Consider the following 22,119-nt stretch of genomic DNA (forward strand, 5'->3'; position numbering starts at 1 on the left):
TCAAACATAGATTACTCCCGCTTCAGCGCCTCCCGAATCCCACTCAACCCGCCGGCAATGCTTTCCAGTTTCTCCAGCATCTGCAGGAGCTGGCCGTTGCCGGAGTGGTGGAGGTTGTCGAGGTAGGTTTGCTTGATTTGCTGCCAGCGGGCGGCTTGCTCGGGCGTGAGCCAGCCGAGCAGCTCGCGCAGCTTGAGCAGGTTGGCTTCGGTGGCGCTGGTCAGGGTTTGGGCTTCGCTTTCGTAGTGGGCCGCCAGCAGGTCGGTTATTTCCTGGTCGTTCATCACGGGGCGGACTTTCTCGGCCAGCTTATTCATGTTGCGGTAGGAGCCCTGCAGCTTGAACGGCGGCTCAGTACGGTAGGCGTCGGCCTGGGCAGCAGAGGCAATGTAGGCGGCATTTACCCGGGCCACTACGTCGCGCAGGCGCAGCAGCTTTTGCAGCACGGCCACGTACTCGCTGAGCTCCTCGGGCGAGTGGTTGCCCTCGAAGCTGAGGCCGTCCTGCTGGCCGGTTTCAGCGAGGCGGATGAGGGCGGGCACGTCCTGGGGGCTTTGGGTGGCGAGGCGGGCCAGACTGGCGTTGCTGGTGAGGGCGTTTTCGAGGTAGGAGAGGCGGAAAGCGTCTTCGGAGCCGGCCGTGAGGATGTCGCCGAGGTTGTAGATGTCGGCGCGGTTGGCCAGCATGTCGGGCAGCTGGAATACGTCGCCGCTTTCGGTGTAGGGGTTGCCGGCCATCACCACGGCCACCTTGCGGCCCCGGAAGTCATAGGTGCGGGGGCGGCCCTGGTACACGCCCTCAATCTTGCGCTGGGCGTCGCAGAGCGAGATGAACTTCTGCAGAAACTCGGGGTTGCAGTGCTGGATGTCGTCCACGTAAATCATCACGTTGTCGCCCATCTCGAAGGCCAGGTTTAGCTTCTCCAGCTCCTGCCGCGCCCCGGCGTTGGGGGCCTGGGCGGGGTCTACGCTGGTCACGGCGTGCCCGATGGCCGGCCCGTTGATCTTCATGAAGATGAGCCCCAGCCGATTCGCCACATACTCCATGAGGGTGGTTTTGCCGTAGCCGGGCGGCGAAATGAGCAGCAGCAACCCCATCAGGTCGGTGCGCTTGCCCTCGCCGGCCGTGCCGATCTGCTTGGCCAGGTTGGCTCCAATCAACGGCAAATATACCTTGTCAATCAGCTGGTTGCGCACGAACGACGTGAGCACCCGGGGCCGGAGATCCTCCAGCCGCAACTCCTCGGCCGCCCGCGCCAGCAGCTGCTTCTTCACCTCCTGAAACTGTTCGTACTGCGCCACCGTGGCGCGGTCGTAGTGCAACAGCCGACGGCGGAACTCGGGGAAGTTGAGCTGGTAGGTCCGGTCGTTGATGATGCGCGGGTGGGTGCCCTGGAAGCCTGCGAGGGTTTCGGTGGTGGGGGTGTGCACCACGCGGGCGGAGTCGTAGGTTTGGGTGAGTAGGAGGACGGCGGCTTCGAGGACCCCACCCCCCCGGCCCCCCTCTCCAGGGGGAGAGGGGGGAGCCTGACGATTGACATCGTTGGATGACTCTTGTAGTTGGGTTTGAGTTAGGCCAGCACCGTTATTTATCGACTGGCTCCCCCTCTCCCCCTGGAGAGGGGGCCGGGGGGTGAGGCAACTCTGCACCCACTGCCGCACCAGCTGGAACTGCGCTACGGGCTGCTCCTGGAGCTGCTGGATGGACTGCTGGAACAGGTCGGTGGCGCGGCGCTCCTGGAGCTGTTTTTCGAATTGGTGGTAGAGGTCGGCGGCTTCCTGGGAGATGATGAAGGTGCCGGTGTGGGTCAGCTCGTGGAAGAGGTAGTCGCCAGCTTCCTGCACCTGATCGGGGGTGAAGAGGCCGGTTTGGGCGGCGAAGGTCTCGACGGCGGCTTGCAGCTCAGCTTTCAGCTGGTCGAACTCCTGAGAATCGGGGAAGACCTGCAGCAGCACTCCGATGCCCTGTAGCTGCCGCTCCCAGTGGGCGCGTTGGTCGGGGTCGGCGAAGCGCAGCCAGTAGAGCGCCGCGGCGGCGCGGGTATCTGCGGGGTAGCGGAGTAAGTCTGCTGTGCGGGTGAGGCGCACCAGGGCCGTGAGCAGCAGGGTAGCGTCATGGTCGTGGACGCCTTTGAGGTAGCCTTCCTGGTAGCGGGCGGCCATAAACTGCTGCACGTAGGTTAGCAGCTCGGCGGGGCCGAGGTGGGTTAGCTCGGGCACCGACAGCACGGCGGGGCGGCCGGCCTCGGGGTTGGCGGGCGCAGGGTGGTGGGCGGCCTTCAGAATGCGCCAGGCCAGAAACTCGGCCCGGTACACGTCCTGGTTTTCCGACACCACAGTTTGCTCCCACACGGGCCGGGAAGCCAGCAGGGCGGAGTCGGTTATCTTCTGGAAGAAGTTGGTGCCGGTGAGGTGGTAGTGCAGGTCACCGTCACGCAGTACCACGGTTAGCTCCAGCGGTTGGGTGTTCACCGTGAAGGCGTGGGAGCCGAAGCGCAGGGTCTGGCCGCCGTCGGCGAAGAGGTCAGCCCGGTCGCGGAGCTGGCGCACGGCGTCTTCGCGCAGGGTTTTCAGCCGGCTCTGCACGTCGTCCGATTTCACCGAGTCGCCGAGGTTGAGCAACTCCTGAGCGGTCTGGCGTACCTTCTCCACCATTACGTCGGCGGCAAAGTAGCCGTTGATGTCGGCCACCGATTCGAGGCGGCTGACGCGGCTCTGCACCGCTTTCAGCAGCCGCTCGGCGCTTTGCAGCAAGGCCGTGGCGCGCTGGTTGCGGGCCGCCACCAGGGCGGTTTTCTTTGATTCAAACGCCTCTATTACCTGCTCGCGGCGGGTGGTGAGCTGCTCAATGAACTGGTCGAAGTCGGGGAACTTGCCTTCCAGCTCCTCCAGCTGCACCATCAGCTTGGTCAGGTACTCGTCGCACTTGGCGGGAGTGTCCGAGAGGTCGAGGTAGTTGGTGAGGGCCTGTTCCAGCAGCTTCAGCTGGGCCGTAAATTCGGCCTGGGCCTCGGTGCCGGCCAGGGCCTGCCGCCGCCGCTTCAGCGCCGCCCGAATCTGGTTGAAGCGGGCGTACACCGTCGAGATGTTGTCGATGATGGCCGTGGTCTGGGTGGGGTCGGGGATGGGCAGGTTGCTGACTACCTCAATCAGCAGCTCCAGCTCCTGGGCCACGGCGGCGGTTTCCTGCTCGCGCTGGTCGGCTTCCACGGTTTTCTGCACCTGCTCCACGCCGTCGGCAATAGCCTGCACGCGCTGAGAGTAGGGCAGGAGGGCATCGGGCCGAAGCAGGAAATCCACGGTTTGCAGCGCCACTTCCTTGCTCAGGGCTTCGAGGTCAGCGGCGTGCTTTTCCACGGCCGGCAGCTCTACGTAGCGCAGCTCCTTGAGCGAAATCACCTCGCCCCGCACTCCGCGCAATTCGCCCAGCAACTGCACGAACTCCGTGACGGAATCGGGCGCCGAGCGGCGGATGCGGCCGGTCAGCTCCTCGGCTTTCTGGAACACGGTGGCCGTTTGCTGGGCGGTGTTCTTGCGGAGGCTCTGCACCTTCTCAAACTCCTCCACCGCCGCCGTGGCCGTCTGCCGGATTTCGGCCAGCGGCTCGGCCAGGGCCTGGGCGGCGGGCTCGCGCAGCCAGTGGTAGGCGTCGGTGAGGGCGGTGGTCTGGCGGATCAGGTCGAGGTAGAGGCCGGCGTAGCTGTCGTCTTTGCCGGCGAGGGTCAGCACCTCCTGCACCTCGCTCATAGCCCGCACTATCTCCTTGTTACCCAGCTTGTAGAGGTAGGAGTCGGAGGTGACGGGCAGCTGGAAATCGGGGGCGGTGTAGGGCGTCTGCCAGATCTGCACGGCGTGGTGCTTCTTAGGCTCGTCGTCGGCCCGGAAGTAGCACAGCTCCCCGTTCTCAAACAGCGCGTAGCCGTGGCACACAATGGGGTTGTCCACGCGCTGAGCAATGCGGTTGTAGCTCAGCAGCAGGTAGGTGCCGTGGTCCTTGTTGAAGAACACGTACAGGAAATCCTCCCCGTTCGGCGACACTACGCGCTTCTCAAACAGCATGTCGCGCAGGCCGTTGTCGAACAGCTTATTGTCGCCGGTTTGCAGGTAGAAGCCGTGCGGAAAAATCAGGCCCTGACCGTCGGGCAGCAGCACGCAGGCATCGGCCAGGGCATCGAGGCGCTGGGCGGTTTTGAGCTTGTGGTTGAAGATAAAGTAGCGGTACTGCTGCTCCTGGTAGGGGCGGATCTTCAGCAGAATCAGGTTGCCCACCACCGCAAAGTAGATTTCCGAGTCGTCGAGGGTCTGGTCCTTGTCGTCTACCGGCTCGGCCAGAATGCCCTGGCCGGTGCTGGTATTATCCTCTACTTTGATGGTCAGGTCGCCGCCCACGGTTTCCACAAACACCTTTTCCTCGATGCTGATGTGGGGGTGTTTGCCGCCACGCTGCATGTCGCGGGTGGCGCGCTTCCACTGAAACTCATGCTGGGGCGGGAAGGTGTACTCGTGGTCGGAGCGGTTGTCCAGGTAGGTGAGCGTGTCGCCCTGCAGCAGCCACTTAAACGTCTTTACATCCGAAGCACTCTTACCCACCCGAAACACCATGAACAGGTGCACGCCAATGACGGCGAACTTCACGAACTGGGTGTTCTTGTAGTAGCGGTACAGGTTACGGAACTCCTCCAGAAACTGCGGGTGCTGCAGCAGCTCCAGGCCCAGCGGCCGGAAGTCGTGCTCCTGGTACTCGTACACCCCAAACACGTCGGCCAGGTCCGGCTCGGCCTTCAGCCCCAGCACCACATTATACCCAAAGATGAACCGCTGCCCCACCGGCACCATATCCCAGGGCACGCAGTTGTTTTCGGTGGTAATGCGGCCCGTGCCAATTAGGCGGGTATCCACGGCCCCGAACACCTGCTTACGCTCGGTATTCAGCTTATCGAGGCGCTGGCGCAGGTCGGTGCTGCTTTTGAGCAGGCGGTTGCGCAGGATTTCGTAGGTGCCGGTTTCGAGTTGGTTCATGGGGGGGGGCCGCCCCCCGGCCCCCTCCCCTCCGGGAGAGGGGGAGCCACGGCGGCGCGGATGATTTAGGTTGTTGTTGGGCAAGCTGCTGGGTTAGCCTTGGGAAGCTGGGAGCAGTAGTTGTAGGTGCTCCCGAATGGTTTGGAGTACCTGGGGCGTGTTGCGCAGTACTTGCTCGTTGGTGAAGCGCAGCACTAAAAATCCGGCTTCCTGCAAATCATGCGTACGGCCTCCGTCGTATTCGACCTGGCTGGCGTCGGCGTGGATGCTGCCATCAACCTCAATAATCAGCCAAGCCTCCAGACACACGAAATCAACGATGAACTGTTGAATAGCGTGCTGACGGCGAAACCGGATGCCAAACTTGTGGTTGCGCAGCACTTGCCAGAGGTGGCTTTCGGCTTCGGTAGGCTGCTGGCGGTTGGCTCGGGCGTAGTCTTTCAGGTGTTTTTTCCAGCGGACGGCATCAGTAGTATACATGCGGTAGTGGACCTCACCCCCCGGCCCCCTCTCCTCGGGGAGAGGGGGAGCCTGACGATTTTTGTCGTCTGCGTTATTCTCGGTGTTTGAATCCAAAATGGCATCGGTATCAGGCGTGCTCATAGCTGAAATACAGATAGCGTAAATGACTCCAACCAAATCCACTCTCACATAAAAATTGTCAGGCTCCCCCTCTCCCCGAGGAGAGGGGGCCGGGGGGTGAGGTCCACTACCGCGCCACCGTGGCTACCCCTCTCCCGGAGGAGAGGGGGCCGGGGGGTGAGGTTACAACGTCCCCACCTTCTTCTCCCCAATCCCCAGCACCTGCGCCGTGCCCGCCAGCTGCGTGATAGTGGCGCGGGTGGCATCGTCGCCGGCTTTGTTGAGCATTTTGAGCAGCAGAGCCGATATGCTCAGGTTTTTGACTTCCTCCGCGCTCAGGCCGAACTGGTCTACGAAGCGGCGGAGGTTGGTTTTGAAGTCGCCGCCCCCGTCGGTTGAGAAAAAGGCGTCCTTCACGGTGCCCAGCACCTCGGAGTTGTGCACCGTGCGGTCCACCATCTTGCCCTTGGTGATGGAGCCGATGATCTGGTCGAAGAACATGGTTTCCCCGCCCACTATGTCGATTTTGGCGGCTTTGAGAGCCTCGCCAATCACCTCGGCCTGGCTGGCGGCAATGTCCTTCTGAATGTTGATCTGGGCCAGTTCCACCGACTTGTCCTTGTCCAGGCGCAGCTTGAACTCCTCGTGGTCTTTGCCCACGCCGTCGAGCTTTTTCATGGCGTCGGCCTTGGCTTCAATGCCCTTGGCTTCCACCGCGAATTTCTGCTCCGATACGGCGGCTTCGGCCAAGCCTTTCTTCTGGTCGGCGTCGGCTTTGGCCTGAATGATGTCGGCGTCGGCCAGGCCTTTTTCGCGGTTGATTCTGGCCGCTACCATTCCCAGCTTCTCGTCGGCTTCGGCCTGGGCGCCGGCTTTGGCCTGAATGGCCTGGGCCTCGGCGGTGGCGGTGAGTTGGAGCACAGTGGCCTGGGTTTCGCCTTCCTTCTGGCGGGCGGTGGCTTTGGCCTGCATCACCTGGGCCTCGGCCAGGCCCACGGCGGCAGCTTTCGACGCCTCGGCTTCGGCCAGGGTCCGGATGGCTTGGGCCCGGAACTCCGACGCGGCCTTTTCAGCTTCGGCATCAATGAGCACCTGCTTGGCCCGGAACTCGGCCGCCTGCTTTTCCATGTCGGCGTTACCGACCAGGGCCACCGTGGCGGCTTCGGCCTGCTGCTTAGCAGCCGTCAGGGCTACCAGCTTTTCCCGGTCGGCTTGGGCCTGGGCGCGGGTGTCTTTGATTTTTTCCTCTTCCTGCACCGTGGCTTTCTCCACCGTAATTCTTTCGCGGATAATCGTCTGGATGTTCTTTTTCTCTTCTTCCAGGGCTTTTTCCTTCTCAATCTGGGCCAGGGCTACAATCCGCTCCCGCTCGTTGGCTTCCAGGGCTTTGGCCTGGGCTACGCGCTCAGTTTCCACGGCGTCGGTGCGCTGCTTATTACGCTCGGCCACCAGCACCTGCCGGTCCCGGTTCTGCTCGGCAATGCGCACTTCCTCCTCGGTGGCAATGCGAGCTTTTTCCCCTTTAAGGCGCTCTTCCTGCATCACCTTCTCCGTCTCGGCCAGCTCCCGCGACTTAATGTTGGCAATTTCGCGCTTCTGCTTTTCCTGGTTTTCAATCAGCTGCTTTTCCAGCTGTAGAATAGTTTCCTGGGCCTCTACGTCCTGCTTCTTGATGGTTTTCTGCTGCTCCCGCTGAATGGAGTTGGCCTGAATTTTCTGCTCCGAAGTCAGAGCAATAATCTTCTTGATGCCCTCGGCGTCGAGGATATTGTCCTGGTTGAGCGCCGTGAGCGGGGTTTGCTCCAGGTAGTCGATGGCGCAATCGTCGAGCACGTAACCGTTGAGGTCGGTGCCGATGATGCGCAGGATTTCCTGTTTGAACTGCTCACGGGAGTTGTACAGCTCAATGAAATCGAAGTGCTTGCCCACGGTTTTCAGGGCTTCCGAAAACTTGGCATCGAAGAGGTTTTCCAGAGCCGCCGGGTCGGAGGCGCGGTGGGCCCCAATGCTTTGGGCTACGTTCAGCACGTCGTCGTGGGTTTTGTTGACGCGCACGAAGAAGTTCACCTTCACGTCGGCCCGCATGTTGTCCTTGCACACCAGCCCCTCGGAGCCGGCGCGGGCTATAACAATGGTTTTCAGCTTGATGTCCATCACCTCCAGCTTGTGGAGCACCGGTACCACAAAAATGCCGCTGAACGACACCTGCGTATCGCCCATACCGGTGCGCACCAGGGCCTCACCCTGCACGGCCTTCTGGTACATGCGCGCCACAATGGCAATAAAACCCAGCAATAGGACGGCGACGATGACGATTACCGCCAGGGAAAGTTGTTCTAACATGGACGTAGAAAGTAGAAGTAATGGCAAATTGGGAGAGAAGAAGAGAAAAATACTGGTAGCTGCCGCGTTAGCAAAAGCAGGACAGTTGAGCCGATATCGGGTGATGTAGAGACGCGACACTTCGCGTCGTGTCGTTGCTGATGTTGTTGAGCTGGCACTAGTCCGGTCGTTCAACGATGAGACGCAAAAGAGTCGCGCCTCTACACCATGCATTGTCCTGAGCAGCGTTCAGGGCGCGTCGTAGGGCTCCACAAGGTAGCAGCGCCGGGCCGCATCGTAATCAATAATCAGGGCGGTGTCGCCTTTGCGCAGCTCGGCGGTAGGAGAAGCGGCGTGCACGTTGAGTACCAGCGGCGCCCCGTGCAGCACCGGCACGCTGGCCTGGCCCAGGCGGTAGGCCGTGGTGGGCAGCAGCACAGTACAGATTTTCCCCAGCGGCCTGGCCCCCGTGTCGTGGTCCTGCTGCATGGCTGCAAACAGGCGCACGAAGGGCAGCGTCAGTACTTTGGCAACCAGCAGGCTCCCGATACCCAGCGGGGCCAGCAACCCCAGCCCCAGCAGCCACGACGTGTTGCCCAGGTAGTAGTTCAGCAGAATGCTGCCAATCCAGAGCGGCAGGGCCACAAAGCTCACGAATACCATCAGCGGCACCCGCCCCAGGTTGAAAAAGGCCAGCGCGTGGTTGAGCCAGCTCACGCCCATGCTGGCGGTATCGGGGGCGGCGTGCGTGTCGTGCCCCAGCTCGTACTGATGGTCCGTATCCAGGTCTACCGTCTTGAAATCGAGCAAACCCAGAATAACAGTAAGCCAGTACAGCAGCACGAATACCAGCAGGGTAGTAGGCACTAGGTTAGGAGTCGAAACGGCCGCGCGGAGAAGTTCGGTCATGGGCGGAGAAGGGCAGGAATATGAAGCGGGAGATTGGGGTGCCAGCGCCGAACAGTAGGGGAAGACAGGGAGCTTATCCCAGCCCCAATTTAGCCTTTAGCGCCTGCAAGTCGGCGGCGGCCTGGCCGGTGCCGTCCTTACCCAGCGCCTGGTCGATTTCCTGGTCGACGGTCTTGCTTTCCTGAGCAATCTGCCCGTACGATTCGGCCAGGGCTTCCTCGGTGGCTACTTTCTCCTTCATGCGCTCCAGCAGTGCCACCGTGCCCGACGAATCCAGCTGGGCCAGCTGCTGGTTGATGGTTTTGGTGGCCGTGCTCACCGTTACGCGGGCTTTCAGGGTGCGCAGCTCATTATCCCACTGCGAGATGGTGCTTTTCAGCTGCTGCACGTTCTGGTCGAGCTGCTGGGCTGAGGCTTCAAACTTCTGTTGCTCCTGGGTGGCGCGGTCGGCCTGGGCTTCGTGCTGGGCTTTTTTGAGCAAGGCTTCCGTGGCCAGGCGGTCGGCCTCAGCGGTTTCCAGTTCCTGGCGGTGGGCTTTCTGGAGCAGGAGCACGGCTTTGTTTTCGTATTCCAGCGCCCGGCCCCGCTCGGCTTCGGCCTCGTTGCGGCTCCGGATGGCCAGCGCCTTCACCTCGGCCAGCGCGTGTAAGGCCTTGTCCAGGTCCTGGCGCAGGTCGCGCAGGCCCTGCTCGGTCATTTTGATGGGATCTTCGAGCTGATTAACGGCCGAGTGCGCTTCCGCCTGCCCGATTTTAAAGATGCGGTTGAAGAGGTTCATGGCTGTTGGGAACTTGGTTTGGAAGGTATTGAGGAATATCAGAACGTCATGCTCTATCTGGCGTCCGCTTGTCGAAGCATGTCTACCGCTGGCTAACTACTCATTATTGCAACGAAGCGGTAGAGATGCTTCGGCTGCCCTCAGCATGACGTTCAGGCGTCTTCGTAACCCGATTTTGAAAACGCAATCAGCTCGTCGCTGAATTCGCTCAGCAGCAGGGCCAGGGAGTTGAACACGGCTTCCAGCTCGGGCCGGTCGAGGTGTTCGAGCTGCAGGGTGTCGCGGAAAATTACCTTGCGGCCCGACTCGTCCAGTACGAAAGCCCCGTGAATAATGTCCCGGTTTTTCTGGAGCAGGCGCTGGTAGATGGCGCCGTTGGGAACGGGCAAATCCAGCAGGTACTGCTCCAGAATCAGGAGTGGCTCTCCGCAGCCCAGCACCAGGTGGTCGATGCCCAGCTCCGGCTTGCTCACCACCAGCAGGTTGTTGGCCGGGTCCTGGTGCTGCACGTCGAAGCCCAGCTCCAGCAGATAAGTCTGAATCTTCAGATAGTAAGAATTGGCCATACGAGAGTAGCTAGAACGGGAAGAGGCCAAAAGGTAAGCAAAGACCGGCAGCAAGCCCAGGTAGGTAAACGTAGGTAGCTCAAAAAAATAGCGGAGACTAGCAAGCGGTGGATACTATTGTACTAGCTTTACGATACAGGTGTACTCAAAGTTTTAGATGTGCTCAAGCTTTGAGCGAAAATTTTTTTACCGCATGTCCTACGTAGGAAAAAACATTCGCAAAATCAGAACCGTTAAGAAGCTGAGCCAGGCGGCTTTTGCCGAGTTATTTGGCCTGGCCCGACCCAGCGTGGGCGCCTACGAAGAAGGCCGGTCGGAACCAAAAATGGAGACGCTCATTCAGATTGCTCAACATTTTGGCTTGTCTGTAGACTTGCTACTTACGAAAGAGCTGACGGTAAATGAGCTGTATCACTTCGATATTTTCAAACAGGAAAGCACGCCTGCTCCGGCGGCTGACACTACCAACGAAGCCGCTAAGCAGGCGGCCCTGACGCCCTTCGTGCCGGCTGCCCGCTTGCTCGAGTACATCGTGCAGCACCACAGCACCGATTTTGTGGCGGCGCTTCCTTCGCTCACGTTTCCGCACCAGCTAGGGGGCGCTACCCGGGCTTTTGAGATAGTGGGGGCCGAAATGCAGCACCAGCAGCAGGGCCTGCGCCACCAGGATGTGGTGCTGTGCTGCCGCGCAGATAAAACCGCCGCCAGCTTGCGTACGGGCCGTATCTACGCCTTCGTAACGCAAAACAGCCTGTTGGTGCGCCGCCTGGCTGAGCGCCTGTCGGATACGGTGCTCAAACTCCGGGCCGACAACCCCGACTATGGCGCCCAGGAGTTTGCCCTCGACCAGGCCCTGGAAATCTGGGAAGTGAAGGCCGTATTCACCACCCACCTGCGCCCACCTTCCCGCATCGAGGACCGCGTAACGCGGCTGGAGCGGCAGGTAGAGGAATTGCTGGCCCGGTTGGGAGCATGATGTTTCCGCTGCCCTACCAAACCAAATCCACCCATTCCGCTGCGGCTCCCACTCTGCCACAGCGCAACCGGCCCGGACGGGCCGTGTCTGTTAGCGCACTTTTCACCCGATATTCCCCTTATGCATCCGATTTTCCGTTCGGCCGCCCTGGCGGCGCTGCTGGGCCTGGCCGCCCCGGCGCTGGCCAAAGCTCCCAAGGAGCTGACCTACACCGTGAGCATGGACCCGGCCACCAACAGCAACGCTTTCCAGGTGAAGCTGGAGCTGCCCAAATCCACCAAGCTCAAAAAAGACCAGGCCATCTACCAGTTTGCGGCCACGGCTCCCGGCACTTACCAGGTGATGGATATGGGCCGCTTCGTGAGCAATTTCCAGGCCTTTGATGCCAAGGGGCAGCCGCTGGCAGTGAAGCAGCTCACCATCAATCAGTGGCAGCTCAGCCAGCCCGACAAAACCCGCGAAATCCGCTACACCATTGCCGAAACCTGGGACACGCCGGTGAAGGAGCACAGCATTTACCGCATGTGCGGCTCGTCACTGGAAGCGGACCATGCCCTGCTCAACGGGCAGACGCTGCTGGGCTTCCCCCAGGGCCTGCAGGCGGCCCCGCTACGCCTGAAGCTGGAGTATCCCAGCGGCTGGAAAGTGGGCACGGTGCTGCAAGCCGACAAGGACGGCTACTTCCACCTCCAGGACTACGACCACGCCGTGGATTCACCCATTTTGCTGGGCCGCCTCACCGAGGCCAGCACCAAGCTGGGCGCGGCCGATGTGGCTCTATATTGCTACTCGGCCACCGATAAGGTGCAGGCTGAGCCTTTGCTGGGCTACATGCAGAAGATGCTGACCGCCGCCCAGAGCTTTTTTGGGGGGCAGCTGCCGGTGCAGCGCTACGCCTTCCTCTACCACTTCGCCGACCGCTCGGCCGGGGCCTGGGAGCATTCCTACAGCTCGGAGTACGTGCTGCCCGAGCAGCCGCTCACGCCCGAGTCGGCGCAGGGCGTGGTGGATATTGCCGCCCACGAGTTTTTCCACGTGATGACCCCGCTCAACATCCATTCCGAGGTGATTGAGCACTTCAACTTCGTGCAGCCTACTGGCTCCGAGCACCTGTGGCTGTACGAGGGCACCACCGAATGGGCCTCGCACATGATGCAGCTGCGCGGAGGCCTGGTGCCGCTGGAGGAGTATCTGAGCACCCTGCACGACAAAGTGCAGTACGACCGGACCCGTACCGATACCACCTACAGCCTTAGCCGCCTGGGCCTGAATTCGTTTTCGGATGAAGGGCAGCGCCAGTACGGCAACATCTACCAGCGCGGGGCCCTCACAGCCGGCCTGCTCGATATTCGCCTGCTGGAACTGAGCGGGGGCAAGCGGGGCCTCCGCGACGTGCTGTTGCAGCTGGCCAAGCAGTACGGCCCCAACAAGCCTTTCAGCGAAAAAACCTTTTTCGAGGATTTCACTAAGCTGACGTATCCGGAAATTAGGGACTTTTTCCGGCGCTATGTGCAGGGCGCCGAGCCGCTGCCCCTGGCCGAATACTACGCTAAGCTAGGCATCACCTATCAGCCCATTGTGCACACCGGCAAGCAGGTAGCCACCGTGGGCGCCGTGGGGCTGGCCCCGCGGGAAACCAACGTGTACTTTACCCGGGTAGCTGGGCCGGTGGCCGCTGCCGGCGTGCAGGTCGGCGACCAGCTGGTGGCCGTGGATGGGGTACGCAACGACTTCACGGGCCTGCGCCGGGCCGGCAGCCGGGCCCCTGGCTCCGAGCTGCCCCTCACCATTGTGCGCAACGGCCAGGAGCAAACGGTGCGCGTAAAGCTGGGCAGCACCGAGGAGGTGAAACGCTACGTATTCACCCAAAACCCCACCGCCACGCCCGACCAGCTGACTCTGCGCGCGGTGTGGCTGAAGAACCTGTAGCTACCGGCGGCCCTGCGGTAGCACGCAGTAGCGCGAACTTTGCAGTTCGCGTGTTCCCGAGTTGTTGCGCGGCACGTTAAGGATACGCGCACTACAAAGTTCGCGCGACTACACATGGCCGGATAACCACGGGCGAAACCTGGGTGTTACGCACAAAAAAAGCCTTCATACGCAGTGTATGAAGGCTTTTTTGTGCAAATACTGCCGAGTCGTCAGGCGTGTACCGTCATGACGGGCTGGGGGGCGTGCAGGGCTACCGCCTCGGAGGTGCTGCTCTGGAACAGGTGACTGAGGGCCGAGCGGCCGTGGGTGAGCATAACCACCAAATCGGCGTGGGCCCGCTCGGCAAAGCGCGGAATGCCGGTGCTGACGCGGGGCGCGTCAAATACATCGGCTTCGTAGTGCGTGAGCTGATGGCGGCGGGCAAACTCCTCAATGGAGTGCAGGGCCGCGCCGTGCCGGTCGGCGGAGGGCACCACGTCGAGCAGGTGCAGGGTAGCTTCCGGGAACAGGGCCTGCAACTGCCGCAGCCCCGGCACGGCCCGGTCGGCCTCGGCCGTAAAATCGGAGGCAAACACCAGGTGCTGCACCTCAAAATCGGGGGCCGGGTGCTTGATGGTGAGCACCGGGCAAGGAGCCGTGCGCATCACCCGCTCGGTGTGCGAGTCCAGGAAAAACCGCGTCCAGGAAGTATGCTCGTGGGCCCCCATTACTACCAAATCAATCTGGTGTTCCTGAATGGTTTCCAGCACGGCGGGCTCAAACTCGGCCGTGAGCACCAGGTCGCGCACCGGCACGTCGGGTACCAGGCTGTGGGCCTCGGCCATCCACTCGTGCATCCGGCGCTTGGTGGCCTGTAGCAGCTTGAGCATATACACATTGTTGAGTCCATCGGTACCGACCCGGCCCCCGGAGGTGGCAATACCAGCGGCCGGAGGCGCATCTACTACGTGCAGCAGCGTAACGTGGCCGGCGCTGCGGTGGGCCAGCTGTAGGGCAGCCTCGAAGGCATAGTGCGCCTCCGGGGAAAAATCGGTGGGAACAAGCAGATTTTTCATGAGCGTAGGGCTGAAAACGGGCGGACGGCTACTGCCTTCAGGTAACTGATTGGGCGGTAGTGTGCTACATCGGATAATATACTGGTTTTATTGTTGAAATCCAAATTTTACTGATCAGCTTACAATCAAGCGGGGGAGTGGCCCGGCCGGAGCGAGTACGGGCTGCTAACTTGCGCCCTGGCCGGCAGCACCGAGTCGGCATCTTTTTACCGCTAACCGGTGTTTCCTTGCTATGCAGATATTTCCCCAACCCCTCGAGCAGACCATATTCACCAACTCTTTTGTGGAGGAGCTGCTCGGCGACCCTTCCCAGGAGAATGTGCCCCGGCAGGTGCCCGGTTACCACTACTCGCCGGTGCAGCCCACCCCGGTGCCGGACCCGCATTTGCTGGCTTGGTCGGATGAGCTGGCGGCTTTTCTGGGCCTGGTGCGGCCCCCGGAGCGGGGCCCGGCCGTGGAATTGCTGGCCGGCAACCGCGTGGCAACTACCATGCAGCCCTACGCCGCCCGCTACGGCGGCCACCAGTTTGGCAACTGGGCCGGGCAGCTCGGCGACGGGCGGGCAATTTCCCTGGGTGAGCTGGGGGCCGTGGACGGCTCGCGCTGGGAGTTGCAGCTAAAAGGGGCCGGCCCCACGCCGTATTCGCGCCGGGCCGATGGGCGGGCCGTGCTGCGCTCCTCCATCCGGGAGTTTCTGTGCTCCGAGGCCATGCACCACCTGGGCGTACCTACCACCCGGGCCCTGAGCCTGGTGGGCACCGGCGACGAGGTGGTGCGCGACATGTTTTATAACGGCAATGCCCGCCCCGAGCCGGGGGCCATTGTGTGCCGCGTGGCTCCCTCGTTCGTGCGGTTCGGCAATTTCCAGATTTTGCTGGCCCACCAGGAGCTGGACAACCTGCGCCAGCTGGCCGACTACGTGATTCGCCACCACTTTCCGGAGCTGGGTGTGCCCTCCCCGGCAGTGTACGCGCAGTGGTTTGCGGAGGTGTGCCGGCGTACGGCCATTATGGTGGCGCACTGGATGACGGTGGGCTTCGTGCACGGGGTGATGAATACCGACAACATGAGCATCCTGGGCCTCACCATCGACTATGGGCCCTACGGCTGGCTGGAGCCCTACGAGCCCGGCTGGACGCCCAACACCACCGATTTCAGTACCTACCGCTACGCCTTCGGGCAGCAGCCCCGGGTGGCCCTCTGGAACCTGATGCAGCTGGCCCAGGCCCTCACGCCGCTGGTGTCGGAGCCGAATGCGGACCTGCGCCCCGCGCTGGATACCTACGTAACCACCTTTAACCAAGCGCGCCAGGCCATGCTCCTGCGTAAGCTGGGCCTCACCCCGCAACCCGATGGCCAGCCCGATTACGCCCTGACGGAAGCCCTGCACGCGGCCCTGGAAACCGCCGAAGCCGACATGACGCTGTTCTTCCGGCGGTTGTCGCACCTGGTGCCGGTGCTGCTGACGGAGGCAACTGGAAGCGGGCCAGCCGTACAGCAGCTGATTGAAGAAGTGAGCTACAACCCGGCGGGAGCCGTGCACGGGCCGTTGCAGGAGTGGCTGGAGCAGTACGCGCAGCGCTTGGGCCAGGAATCCGCCGCGCCCGAAGCTATCCGGGCCGGTATGCTGGCCGCCAACCCCAAGTACGTGCTGCGCAACTACCTGGCGCAGCTGGCCATCGAAGCCGCCGAAGCCGGCGACCTGACGGATCTGGAGCGGCTCTACCACGTGCTCAAAACTCCCTTCGACGAGCATCCCGCCTACGAGGACCTGGCCGCCAAGCGCCCCGACTGGGCCCGCACCAAGCCCGGCAGTGCCACCCTCTCGTGCAGCTCCTGATTGGTAGTTGTTCCGTCATCCTGAGCAGCGCGAAGGACCTTGCCACGCTGGAACGAGTCGTCGCTATGGTAGTCGTTCAACCGTAATAAGGTCCTTTGCGCTGCTCAGAATGGCGGAACAGTCAGCAAGCAGCAATCCACATCCTCACGCCTGCCGCAGAAGCCAGGTATAGGCCGATGCCACGTCGTCGAACAAAACTACTACCGGCCGGGTAATGAAGCGCATGGCCGTTTCCATGGACTTGCGCGCCGGCCAGTAGGCCGGGCATACCCAGGCAACCGTATGCATGCCCTGCTGGGCCAGCCGCTGGTAATACTCGGTGCCTACCCAACGCGCTCCTTGCTCCCAGTCACTGGTAACCTGGCTGTTGTCGTTGAGCATTTTGTGGCAGGGCCGCTGTTGGAGGTAGTCCAGTACCAACTCGCCCCCCGCCCGCGCTGAGTGCGCATTGTGTGCGCCTTTCCATTCTACGTACAGCCAGGCATGGGTTGGGTCGTACGCAATGGATAGGGAGGAGGTATCGTATAGTTGCTCCATAATGGGGCGGCGAGAGAGAAGAAGCCAGTTGGCCAGGGCAGGTGTGTAGTACCGGAAGATAAGCGAAAAGCAATACACCTACGAAATCAGATGCTCCGTTGGATCGACGTACTGTTATTTGCCCGATATGGCAACCCGGAGCCTCCGCAGCAGATCCGGTACCCGGAGGCGCGCTGGCAGCACTTGCTCACGGCGGAGCAGTTTGCCGTGCTGCGGGGCAAAGCCACTGAGCCGCCCTACCGCAACGCCTACTGCCGCTCCTACGCGCCCGGCCGCTACCACTGCGCCGGTTGCGGCACTGCCCTGTTTGAAGCCGCCACTAAGTACCACGCCATATCCGGCTGGCCCAGCTTCACCCAGCCAGTTGCCAAAAACTGCATCCGCTACGCCTTCGACGACAGCCACCACATGCAGCGCATGGAGGCCTTGTGCAACGTGTGCGGCGGCCACCTCGGCCACGTTTTTCCCGATGGTCCGGCCCCGGCCGGTCTGCGCTACTGTATCAATTCGGCAAGTCTGGAACTGCGGGCAGAATAGCCCGCCTTTTCACCGTTTCAGCAGTCCGCTCATCTATAGTATCCAACAATTCAACATCCTATCTATTCAACCATAGAATACCAGTACTTTAGGCAAGAACCTGTTTGCGTTGATTGCCTATGAGCCAGACTACTACCACCGTGCAGTCCGCCGGGCCGCCCAGTGCCGGCCTGATTAGCGAGGACCTGGCCCCCGTGCCGCCCAGGGCCCGCACTTGGACTACGGCCAACTACGCCGCCCTCTGGATCAGTATGAGCCTCTGCATCCCGACGTATATGCTGGCTAGCTCGCTGATTGGGGGCGGTATGAGTTGGTGGCAGGCTTTGCTGACCATCTTTCTGGGTAATACGGTGGTGCTGGTGCCCATGCTGCTCAATGGGCACGCCGGAGCCAAGTATGGTATTCCGTTTCCGGTGTTTGCGCGGGCCTCGTTTGGGGTGCGCGGGGCCAACGTGCCAGCCTTGCTGCGGGCCGTTATTGCCTGCGGCTGGTTTGGCATCCAGACCTGGATTGGCGGCTATGCTTTGTACCAGATGGCAGTGCTGTGGGTGCCGGGCCTGGGGCAGCTACCACCGGTGTTTCCGCAAAGCTGGGGCCTGGCTACCGGGCCAGCGCTGGTATTCCTGCTGTTCTGGGTCCTGAATATGGTGGTGGTGTACCTGGGCGTGGAGAGCATCCGGAAGCTGCTGGTATTTAAGGCGTTTTTCCTGCCGGTAGCGGCTGTGGCATTGCTGTGGTGGGCCGTTGCTGCGGGGCATGGCCTGGGCCCGATCCTGAGCCAGCCGGCCCGGTTTGCCTCGTCGGCAGAGTTCTGGGCCTACTTCTTCCCGGCCCTCACCGGCATGGTAGGCTTCTGGGCCACGCTGTCGTTGAACATCCCCGATTTTACCCGCTACGCCGTGAGCCAGCGGGCCCAGGTGCTGGGACAGGCCCTGGCCCTGCCCTCGTCCATGACGCTGTTTTCGTTTGTGGGTGTAGTAGTTACGTCGGCTACGCTGGTGATTTACGGGCAAACTATCTGGGACCCGGTGGTGCTGGCGGCCCGGTTCGAGAGCCGGGGCCTGGTGAGCGTGGCCATGCTGGCCGTGGCCCTGAGCACCCTGGCTACTAACATTGCCGCCAACATCGTCAGTCCCGCCAACGACTTCGCCAATTTGAATCCGCAGCGCATCAGCTTCAAAACCGGCGGCTACATTACCGGCGTACTCGGCCTGCTCATTTTCCCCTGGAAGCTTATTGCCGACCCCTCGGGCTACATTTTCACCTGGCTGGTGGGCTACTCGGCCCTGTTGGGTCCCATCGGCGGCATCCTCATAGCCGACTACTACCTGCTCCGCCAGCAGCAGCTCGATGTGCCCGACCTCTACCGCACCGAAGGCCGCTACACCTACCAGAACGGCGTGAACCGCCGGGCCGTGCTGGCCCTGGTCATCGGGATTCTACCCAATATTCCAGGGTTTTTGCAGGCCGTGGGGGCAGTGCCGGCCGGCGCGGTGTGGCCCTGGCTGGCCGGCCTTTACAGCTACGCCTGGTTCGTGGGCTTCTTCCTCGCGGGCGGGCTCTACGTGCTGCTCATGCGGCGGGCGGTGAGTGGGAGAATGTTGCCGGAGGTTGTGCGCTGAGCTGGTAAATAAGCAAGTGAATGAGCCGGAGAAGCTGTAGTTTCCCGGCTCATTCACCCGTATGCCGATACTCCGTTTTACGTCCACGTTTTTCCTGGCTATTCTCACCATCACGCTGGCAGTGGGCCAGGAGCCTGTTGCCGCCGGTAGTCACCAAAAAGCCGCAGTTTCCGCGGCTGGCGCGTTAACCGAGCTGCGGCAGGCCCTGGGCACAACGGCTACGGCGGTACCGGCGAAAGGCGCGGCGGCGTTTCAGCAGGCTGCTTTCAGCCAGCTCAACCCCGGAGTAAAGCAAACCGCCGCGGGCGTCCACATCAGCCTGGATGACAAGCGGCTGCTGGTGCTGCGGAACGACCGTGCCGAGCAGGAAGAAACGGGTGTGTCTACCTACCGCTACCGGGGCACGGACTGGCGTAACCAGCTGATTTGGGTAACCCGGCAGCTGTACGAGGAAACCAAGACGCTGTTGATCAGCGAGGCTACCGGCAAAGAAGTTGAAATAGCTAACGAGCCCCAGCTTAACCTAACCAGCACCCTGCTCTTTGCCCAGCAAAATGAGTGTTACATGATGTTTGAAGACTGCTACCCCGGCTTCCAGCTGTGGCGCATCAATAAAGGGGTGCTCCAGCTCATTAAAGAGGCACGGTTGAAGAACTACTTCGTGGTAAGCGGCGGTTGGATTGCTCCCAAAACAGTGCGACTGGAAATTGCCAGGTTGCAGGACGTTCTGGCCGACGGTAAAGTGCCCGCCCCCAAGCGGCTGTATTTCGACGTGACACTGAAATAAAGGCTCCACTGCTTACTGACCGGCTACTTCCAGCTGCACGAACTGCTCGTACCGGGGGCGACTGGTCGAATCGGGTAGGTACTGCCAGGCGGTGCGGGTGGTTCTGGCCCAGCAGGCAGCGCCCGGCTGCTCCGGGCTCAGCAGCGGGCCGGTGGGCTGGTAGGCGGGCGAGCTGGGGAAGCAATGGAAGTTGTCACTGCCCAGAACGGGCTCCAGCGCCACAAAAAAGCCCTGGGCCGGAACCCTCAGCTGGTAGGGCTGCACATCAAACCAGTACCACCCGTTCCAGCGTGCCGGACAGATGAATACGTTTTCAGTCAGAATATCCTCCCCTGGTGCCTGCCGGGGCCCGGCCGCCTCATAGAGCCGCAGCCGTAGGGGACAGTTGGGGAGGCCCTTCGCCCCCACGCGCAGCCGAACCGCCCGCAGTTGCCGCGTAACTCCCGGCGCGGGATTTTCTACCCAGAAGGCAAACTGCCAGTCTGGCGCAGTATAGGCTGGCACCTGGGTGGCCGCCGTGGTTCGCTGTTGGGCCTGACCCGTTGCCAGCGGCAGCACGAGGGGCAGCAGCAACAGCCACCACCGGCGGAAGAGTGGCCGCAGATTCATGGCGTTACTTCCACTTCAAACAGGCCCTCGTACAGCGGCCAGCAGTTTTCGGCGGGCGGCGTAGGTATCCATTTGTACTCCGGATATACATATTGCCAACTGTGAGAATTGGAAAAGGCACAAGGGCCACGTAGGAGGGGACCAACCGGGCGGTAATCGGGTATTTCATCCGGGCAAGTGTAGAAAGGGTCACCTTGTACGAGCATTTCAACTGCCACGTAAAACCCTTGACGGGGCACTGATATGGCATACTGGCTCAGGTCGATGGTGCTGGTCTGATTTTTCCTGTAAAGACACAGTATCACCGCTTCCTCCAGCAAGTCCTGCGCAGGCTGCTGCGTAAGGCTATCCACGGAGAAAACCCGTAATCGGAAGGGAAAGCCAGGATCAGACATGTATTGCCGCAATTCTGCCGGGCGAATGGTTATTGCCCGGATGGTGGCCGCGGCGGAGCGGTGGCCATTCTGCATAAAAATGGCGTACATCGTGCCCGGCATTCCATCGGCCAGCGTGGGAGTGGCATATGGATTAGTGCGCCGCACATCAGCTGCCGACCGGCAGCTGTCGGGGCGAGCCTGATACGGTTGCTGCCGCCGGCTTACCAGTAGCGTTACATTTTGGGCTATATCATCCGTAACGAGGGTGTGGCCCCGATAAGCCAGCGTTGACACAGATAGGTGGTACGGCCCTGCTGGGTATAGGCTTTTGCCAAGTATTGAAAAATGCCCCTGCTGGTCGGTAAGCGCCCTGGGCCATACCAGCACCCCCGGCACCGGTTGCCGCGTGAGCGAATCAAGCACGTAGCCACTGATTGGCTCTGAACGGGTTGCGTTTGTATGGGTAAGCGTGGAAGTCAGCCGCCGAACAGGTAAGCAGCCGTTTAATATGTTGATAGCAAGGAGAAACACGAAGCGCATAGTCATGGGAAGTATAAGCCCGCTACAAAGAAAGCATGCGCCCGATTTGTCTGAAGCCTCTCACCCTCCCCCAACACACACCGGCTTCATGCGGGTGTATTGAAATGAGGATGTGTGACGGATTCTAACCGTCAGGCTAGAGGCTGTGCTGGTCAAGCTGCTGCCGGGCCAGCTCAATGGCTTTGTGGAGCTTCTGCTCAAACCACTCTTTCGGGGGCAGCTCGGTAAGGTAGTGGGCCACGCGGATGTCGGATTGGTCGAGTAGGAGGAGCTCTACGTGCTCGGTGTTGCCTTCGGAACACAGCAGCAGGCCGATGGGCGGCAGTTCGCCTTCCTGCCGGTCGTACCGGTCGAGCCAGCGCAGGTACAGCTCCATCTGGCCTTTGTGCTCGGGCCGGAACTTGCCCAGTTTCAGGTCGATGGCCACGAGGCGGCGCAGCTTGCGGTGGTAGAACAGCAGGTCGAGGTAGTAGTCGGTATCATCCACGGAAATGCGCTTCTGCCGCTCCAGAAACGAAAAGCCCTGGCCCATTTCCAGAATAAATTCCTGCAACCGCCCCACAACGGCTTTTTCCAGGGTGGCTTCGGAATGCGCGGCCGGCAGCCCCAGAAAATCCAGCACGTAGGTGTCGCGGAAAACCAAATCGGGGGTGAGTTGGTCAGTTTCACGCAGGGTAGTCAGATCCTGGGCAATAGCCGCTTCGGGCTTGCGGCTTACGGCCGTGCGCTCGTAAAGCATGGCATCAATATGCTGCCGCAACGCCCGCACGCTCCACCGGTCGAGCCGACACATTTCGGCGTAGAATGCGCGTTTCAGCGGGTCTTTGATGGGGATTAACGCCAGCAAATGAGTCCAGCTCAATTGTCGCATCAGTGATACGACAATTTCCTTTTCTGGAAAAACATCGGCGAATTGCATCATCCGACGAAGATTCTTTTCACTGAAACTGCCGCCGTACTCGGCACTCAGCTGCCTGGCCAAAGCCAGCACGGTTTGCTTGCCGTAGTCGGCCCGGCTCTGTTGCAGTACATCGGTATTGATGGCCCAGCCAATCTGCCAGTACAGCATCGTCAGCTCGGCGTTGACGGATATGGCCAGACGCTGGCGGGAGGCATCGATAAGGGCCTTCAC

The 22,119-nt window shown here is 61.4% G+C and carries 17 protein-coding genes; 6 read left to right on the forward strand and 11 right to left on the reverse strand.

The window, feature by feature from the left end:
* Positions 1-11: 11 nt before the first annotated feature.
* The 6 genes from EI290_RS15740 to EI290_RS15765 all read right to left on the reverse strand — a co-directional run bounded on the left by EI290_RS15740 (position 12) and on the right by EI290_RS15765 (position 10,175).
* A complete protein-coding gene (locus EI290_RS15740) occupies positions 12-5,018 on the reverse strand; it encodes a DNA repair ATPase (RefSeq protein ID WP_125432342.1) in 5,007 nt (1,668 codons plus the stop codon).
* A gap of 93 nt (positions 5,019-5,111) precedes the next feature.
* A complete protein-coding gene (locus tag EI290_RS15745) occupies positions 5,112-5,621 on the reverse strand; it encodes an endonuclease domain-containing protein (RefSeq protein WP_246008972.1) in 510 nt (169 codons plus the stop codon).
* A 162-nt stretch (positions 5,622-5,783) separates the two neighbouring features.
* A complete protein-coding gene (locus tag EI290_RS15750) occupies positions 5,784-7,943 on the reverse strand; it encodes a flotillin family protein (protein WP_246008973.1) in 2,160 nt (719 codons plus the stop codon).
* 228 nt (positions 7,944-8,171) lie between these two features.
* The gene (locus EI290_RS15755; protein ID WP_125432344.1) at positions 8,172-8,831 is read right to left on the reverse strand and encodes a hypothetical protein; all 660 of its coding nucleotides are present in this window, start codon (positions 8,829-8,831) and stop codon (positions 8,172-8,174) included.
* Between the two features lie 73 nt (positions 8,832-8,904).
* The gene (locus EI290_RS15760) at positions 8,905-9,609 is read right to left on the reverse strand and encodes a PspA/IM30 family protein (RefSeq protein WP_125432346.1); all 705 of its coding nucleotides are present in this window, start codon (positions 9,607-9,609) and stop codon (positions 8,905-8,907) included.
* Between the two features lie 152 nt (positions 9,610-9,761).
* Positions 9,762-10,175, reverse strand: a complete 414-nt coding sequence (locus tag EI290_RS15765; RefSeq protein WP_125432349.1) for a CesT family type III secretion system chaperone — start codon at positions 10,173-10,175, stop codon at positions 9,762-9,764.
* A gap of 193 nt (positions 10,176-10,368) precedes the next feature.
* On the opposite strand from EI290_RS15765, the gene EI290_RS15770 reads away from it, so the two are divergent.
* Positions 10,369-11,151: an XRE family transcriptional regulator gene (locus EI290_RS15770; RefSeq protein ID WP_125432351.1), complete on the forward strand. Its 783-nt coding sequence runs from the start codon at positions 10,369-10,371 to the stop codon at positions 11,149-11,151.
* Between the two features lie 120 nt (positions 11,152-11,271).
* Positions 11,272-13,080: a M61 family metallopeptidase gene (locus EI290_RS15775; RefSeq protein WP_125432353.1), complete on the forward strand. Its 1,809-nt coding sequence runs from the start codon at positions 11,272-11,274 to the stop codon at positions 13,078-13,080.
* Between the two features lie 212 nt (positions 13,081-13,292).
* Here EI290_RS15775 and EI290_RS15780 read toward each other — a convergent pair whose 3' ends face one another.
* Positions 13,293-14,138, reverse strand: coding sequence for a universal stress protein (locus tag EI290_RS15780; RefSeq protein WP_125432355.1), 846 nt, complete (start codon positions 14,136-14,138; stop codon positions 13,293-13,295).
* A gap of 232 nt (positions 14,139-14,370) precedes the next feature.
* On the opposite strand from EI290_RS15780, the gene EI290_RS15785 reads away from it, so the two are divergent.
* Positions 14,371-15,978: a protein adenylyltransferase SelO gene (locus EI290_RS15785; protein ID WP_125432357.1), complete on the forward strand. Its 1,608-nt coding sequence runs from the start codon at positions 14,371-14,373 to the stop codon at positions 15,976-15,978.
* Positions 15,979-16,122: 144 nt separating this feature from the next.
* Here EI290_RS15785 and EI290_RS15790 read toward each other — a convergent pair whose 3' ends face one another.
* Positions 16,123-16,515, reverse strand: a complete 393-nt coding sequence (locus EI290_RS15790; RefSeq protein WP_125432359.1) for a hypothetical protein — start codon at positions 16,513-16,515, stop codon at positions 16,123-16,125.
* A gap of 90 nt (positions 16,516-16,605) precedes the next feature.
* On the opposite strand from EI290_RS15790, the gene msrB reads away from it, so the two are divergent.
* The 3 genes from msrB (at position 16,606) to EI290_RS15805 (ending at position 19,461) form a co-directional block, all read left to right on the forward strand.
* A complete protein-coding gene (msrB, locus tag EI290_RS15795; protein WP_125432361.1) occupies positions 16,606-17,052 on the forward strand; it encodes a peptide-methionine (R)-S-oxide reductase MsrB in 447 nt (148 codons plus the stop codon).
* 119 nt (positions 17,053-17,171) lie between these two features.
* Complete coding sequence (locus EI290_RS15800; protein ID WP_125432363.1) at positions 17,172-18,674, forward strand: NCS1 family nucleobase:cation symporter-1; 1,503 nt, start codon at positions 17,172-17,174, stop codon at positions 18,672-18,674.
* A gap of 61 nt (positions 18,675-18,735) precedes the next feature.
* Positions 18,736-19,461 (forward strand): hypothetical protein, encoded by a 726-nt coding sequence (locus EI290_RS15805; protein ID WP_125432365.1) that lies wholly within the window; start codon positions 18,736-18,738, stop codon positions 19,459-19,461.
* 12 nt (positions 19,462-19,473) lie between these two features.
* Here EI290_RS15805 and EI290_RS15810 read toward each other — a convergent pair whose 3' ends face one another.
* The 3 genes from EI290_RS15810 to EI290_RS15820 form a co-directional block, all read right to left on the reverse strand.
* Positions 19,474-20,070 (reverse strand): hypothetical protein, encoded by a 597-nt coding sequence (locus EI290_RS15810; protein WP_125432367.1) that lies wholly within the window; start codon positions 20,068-20,070, stop codon positions 19,474-19,476.
* Positions 20,067-20,741 (reverse strand): hypothetical protein, encoded by a 675-nt coding sequence (locus tag EI290_RS15815; RefSeq protein ID WP_125432369.1) that lies wholly within the window; start codon positions 20,739-20,741, stop codon positions 20,067-20,069. The genes EI290_RS15810 and EI290_RS15815 overlap by 4 nt, the downstream gene beginning before the upstream one ends.
* Before the next feature lie 382 nt (positions 20,742-21,123).
* Positions 21,124-22,119 (reverse strand): PDDEXK nuclease domain-containing protein, encoded by a 996-nt coding sequence (locus EI290_RS15820; protein WP_246008974.1) that lies wholly within the window; start codon positions 22,117-22,119, stop codon positions 21,124-21,126.

The sequence above is a fragment of the Hymenobacter metallilatus genome (assembly GCF_003944705.1).
Classification (GTDB): Bacteria; Bacteroidota; Bacteroidia; order Cytophagales; family Hymenobacteraceae; genus Hymenobacter; species Hymenobacter metallilatus.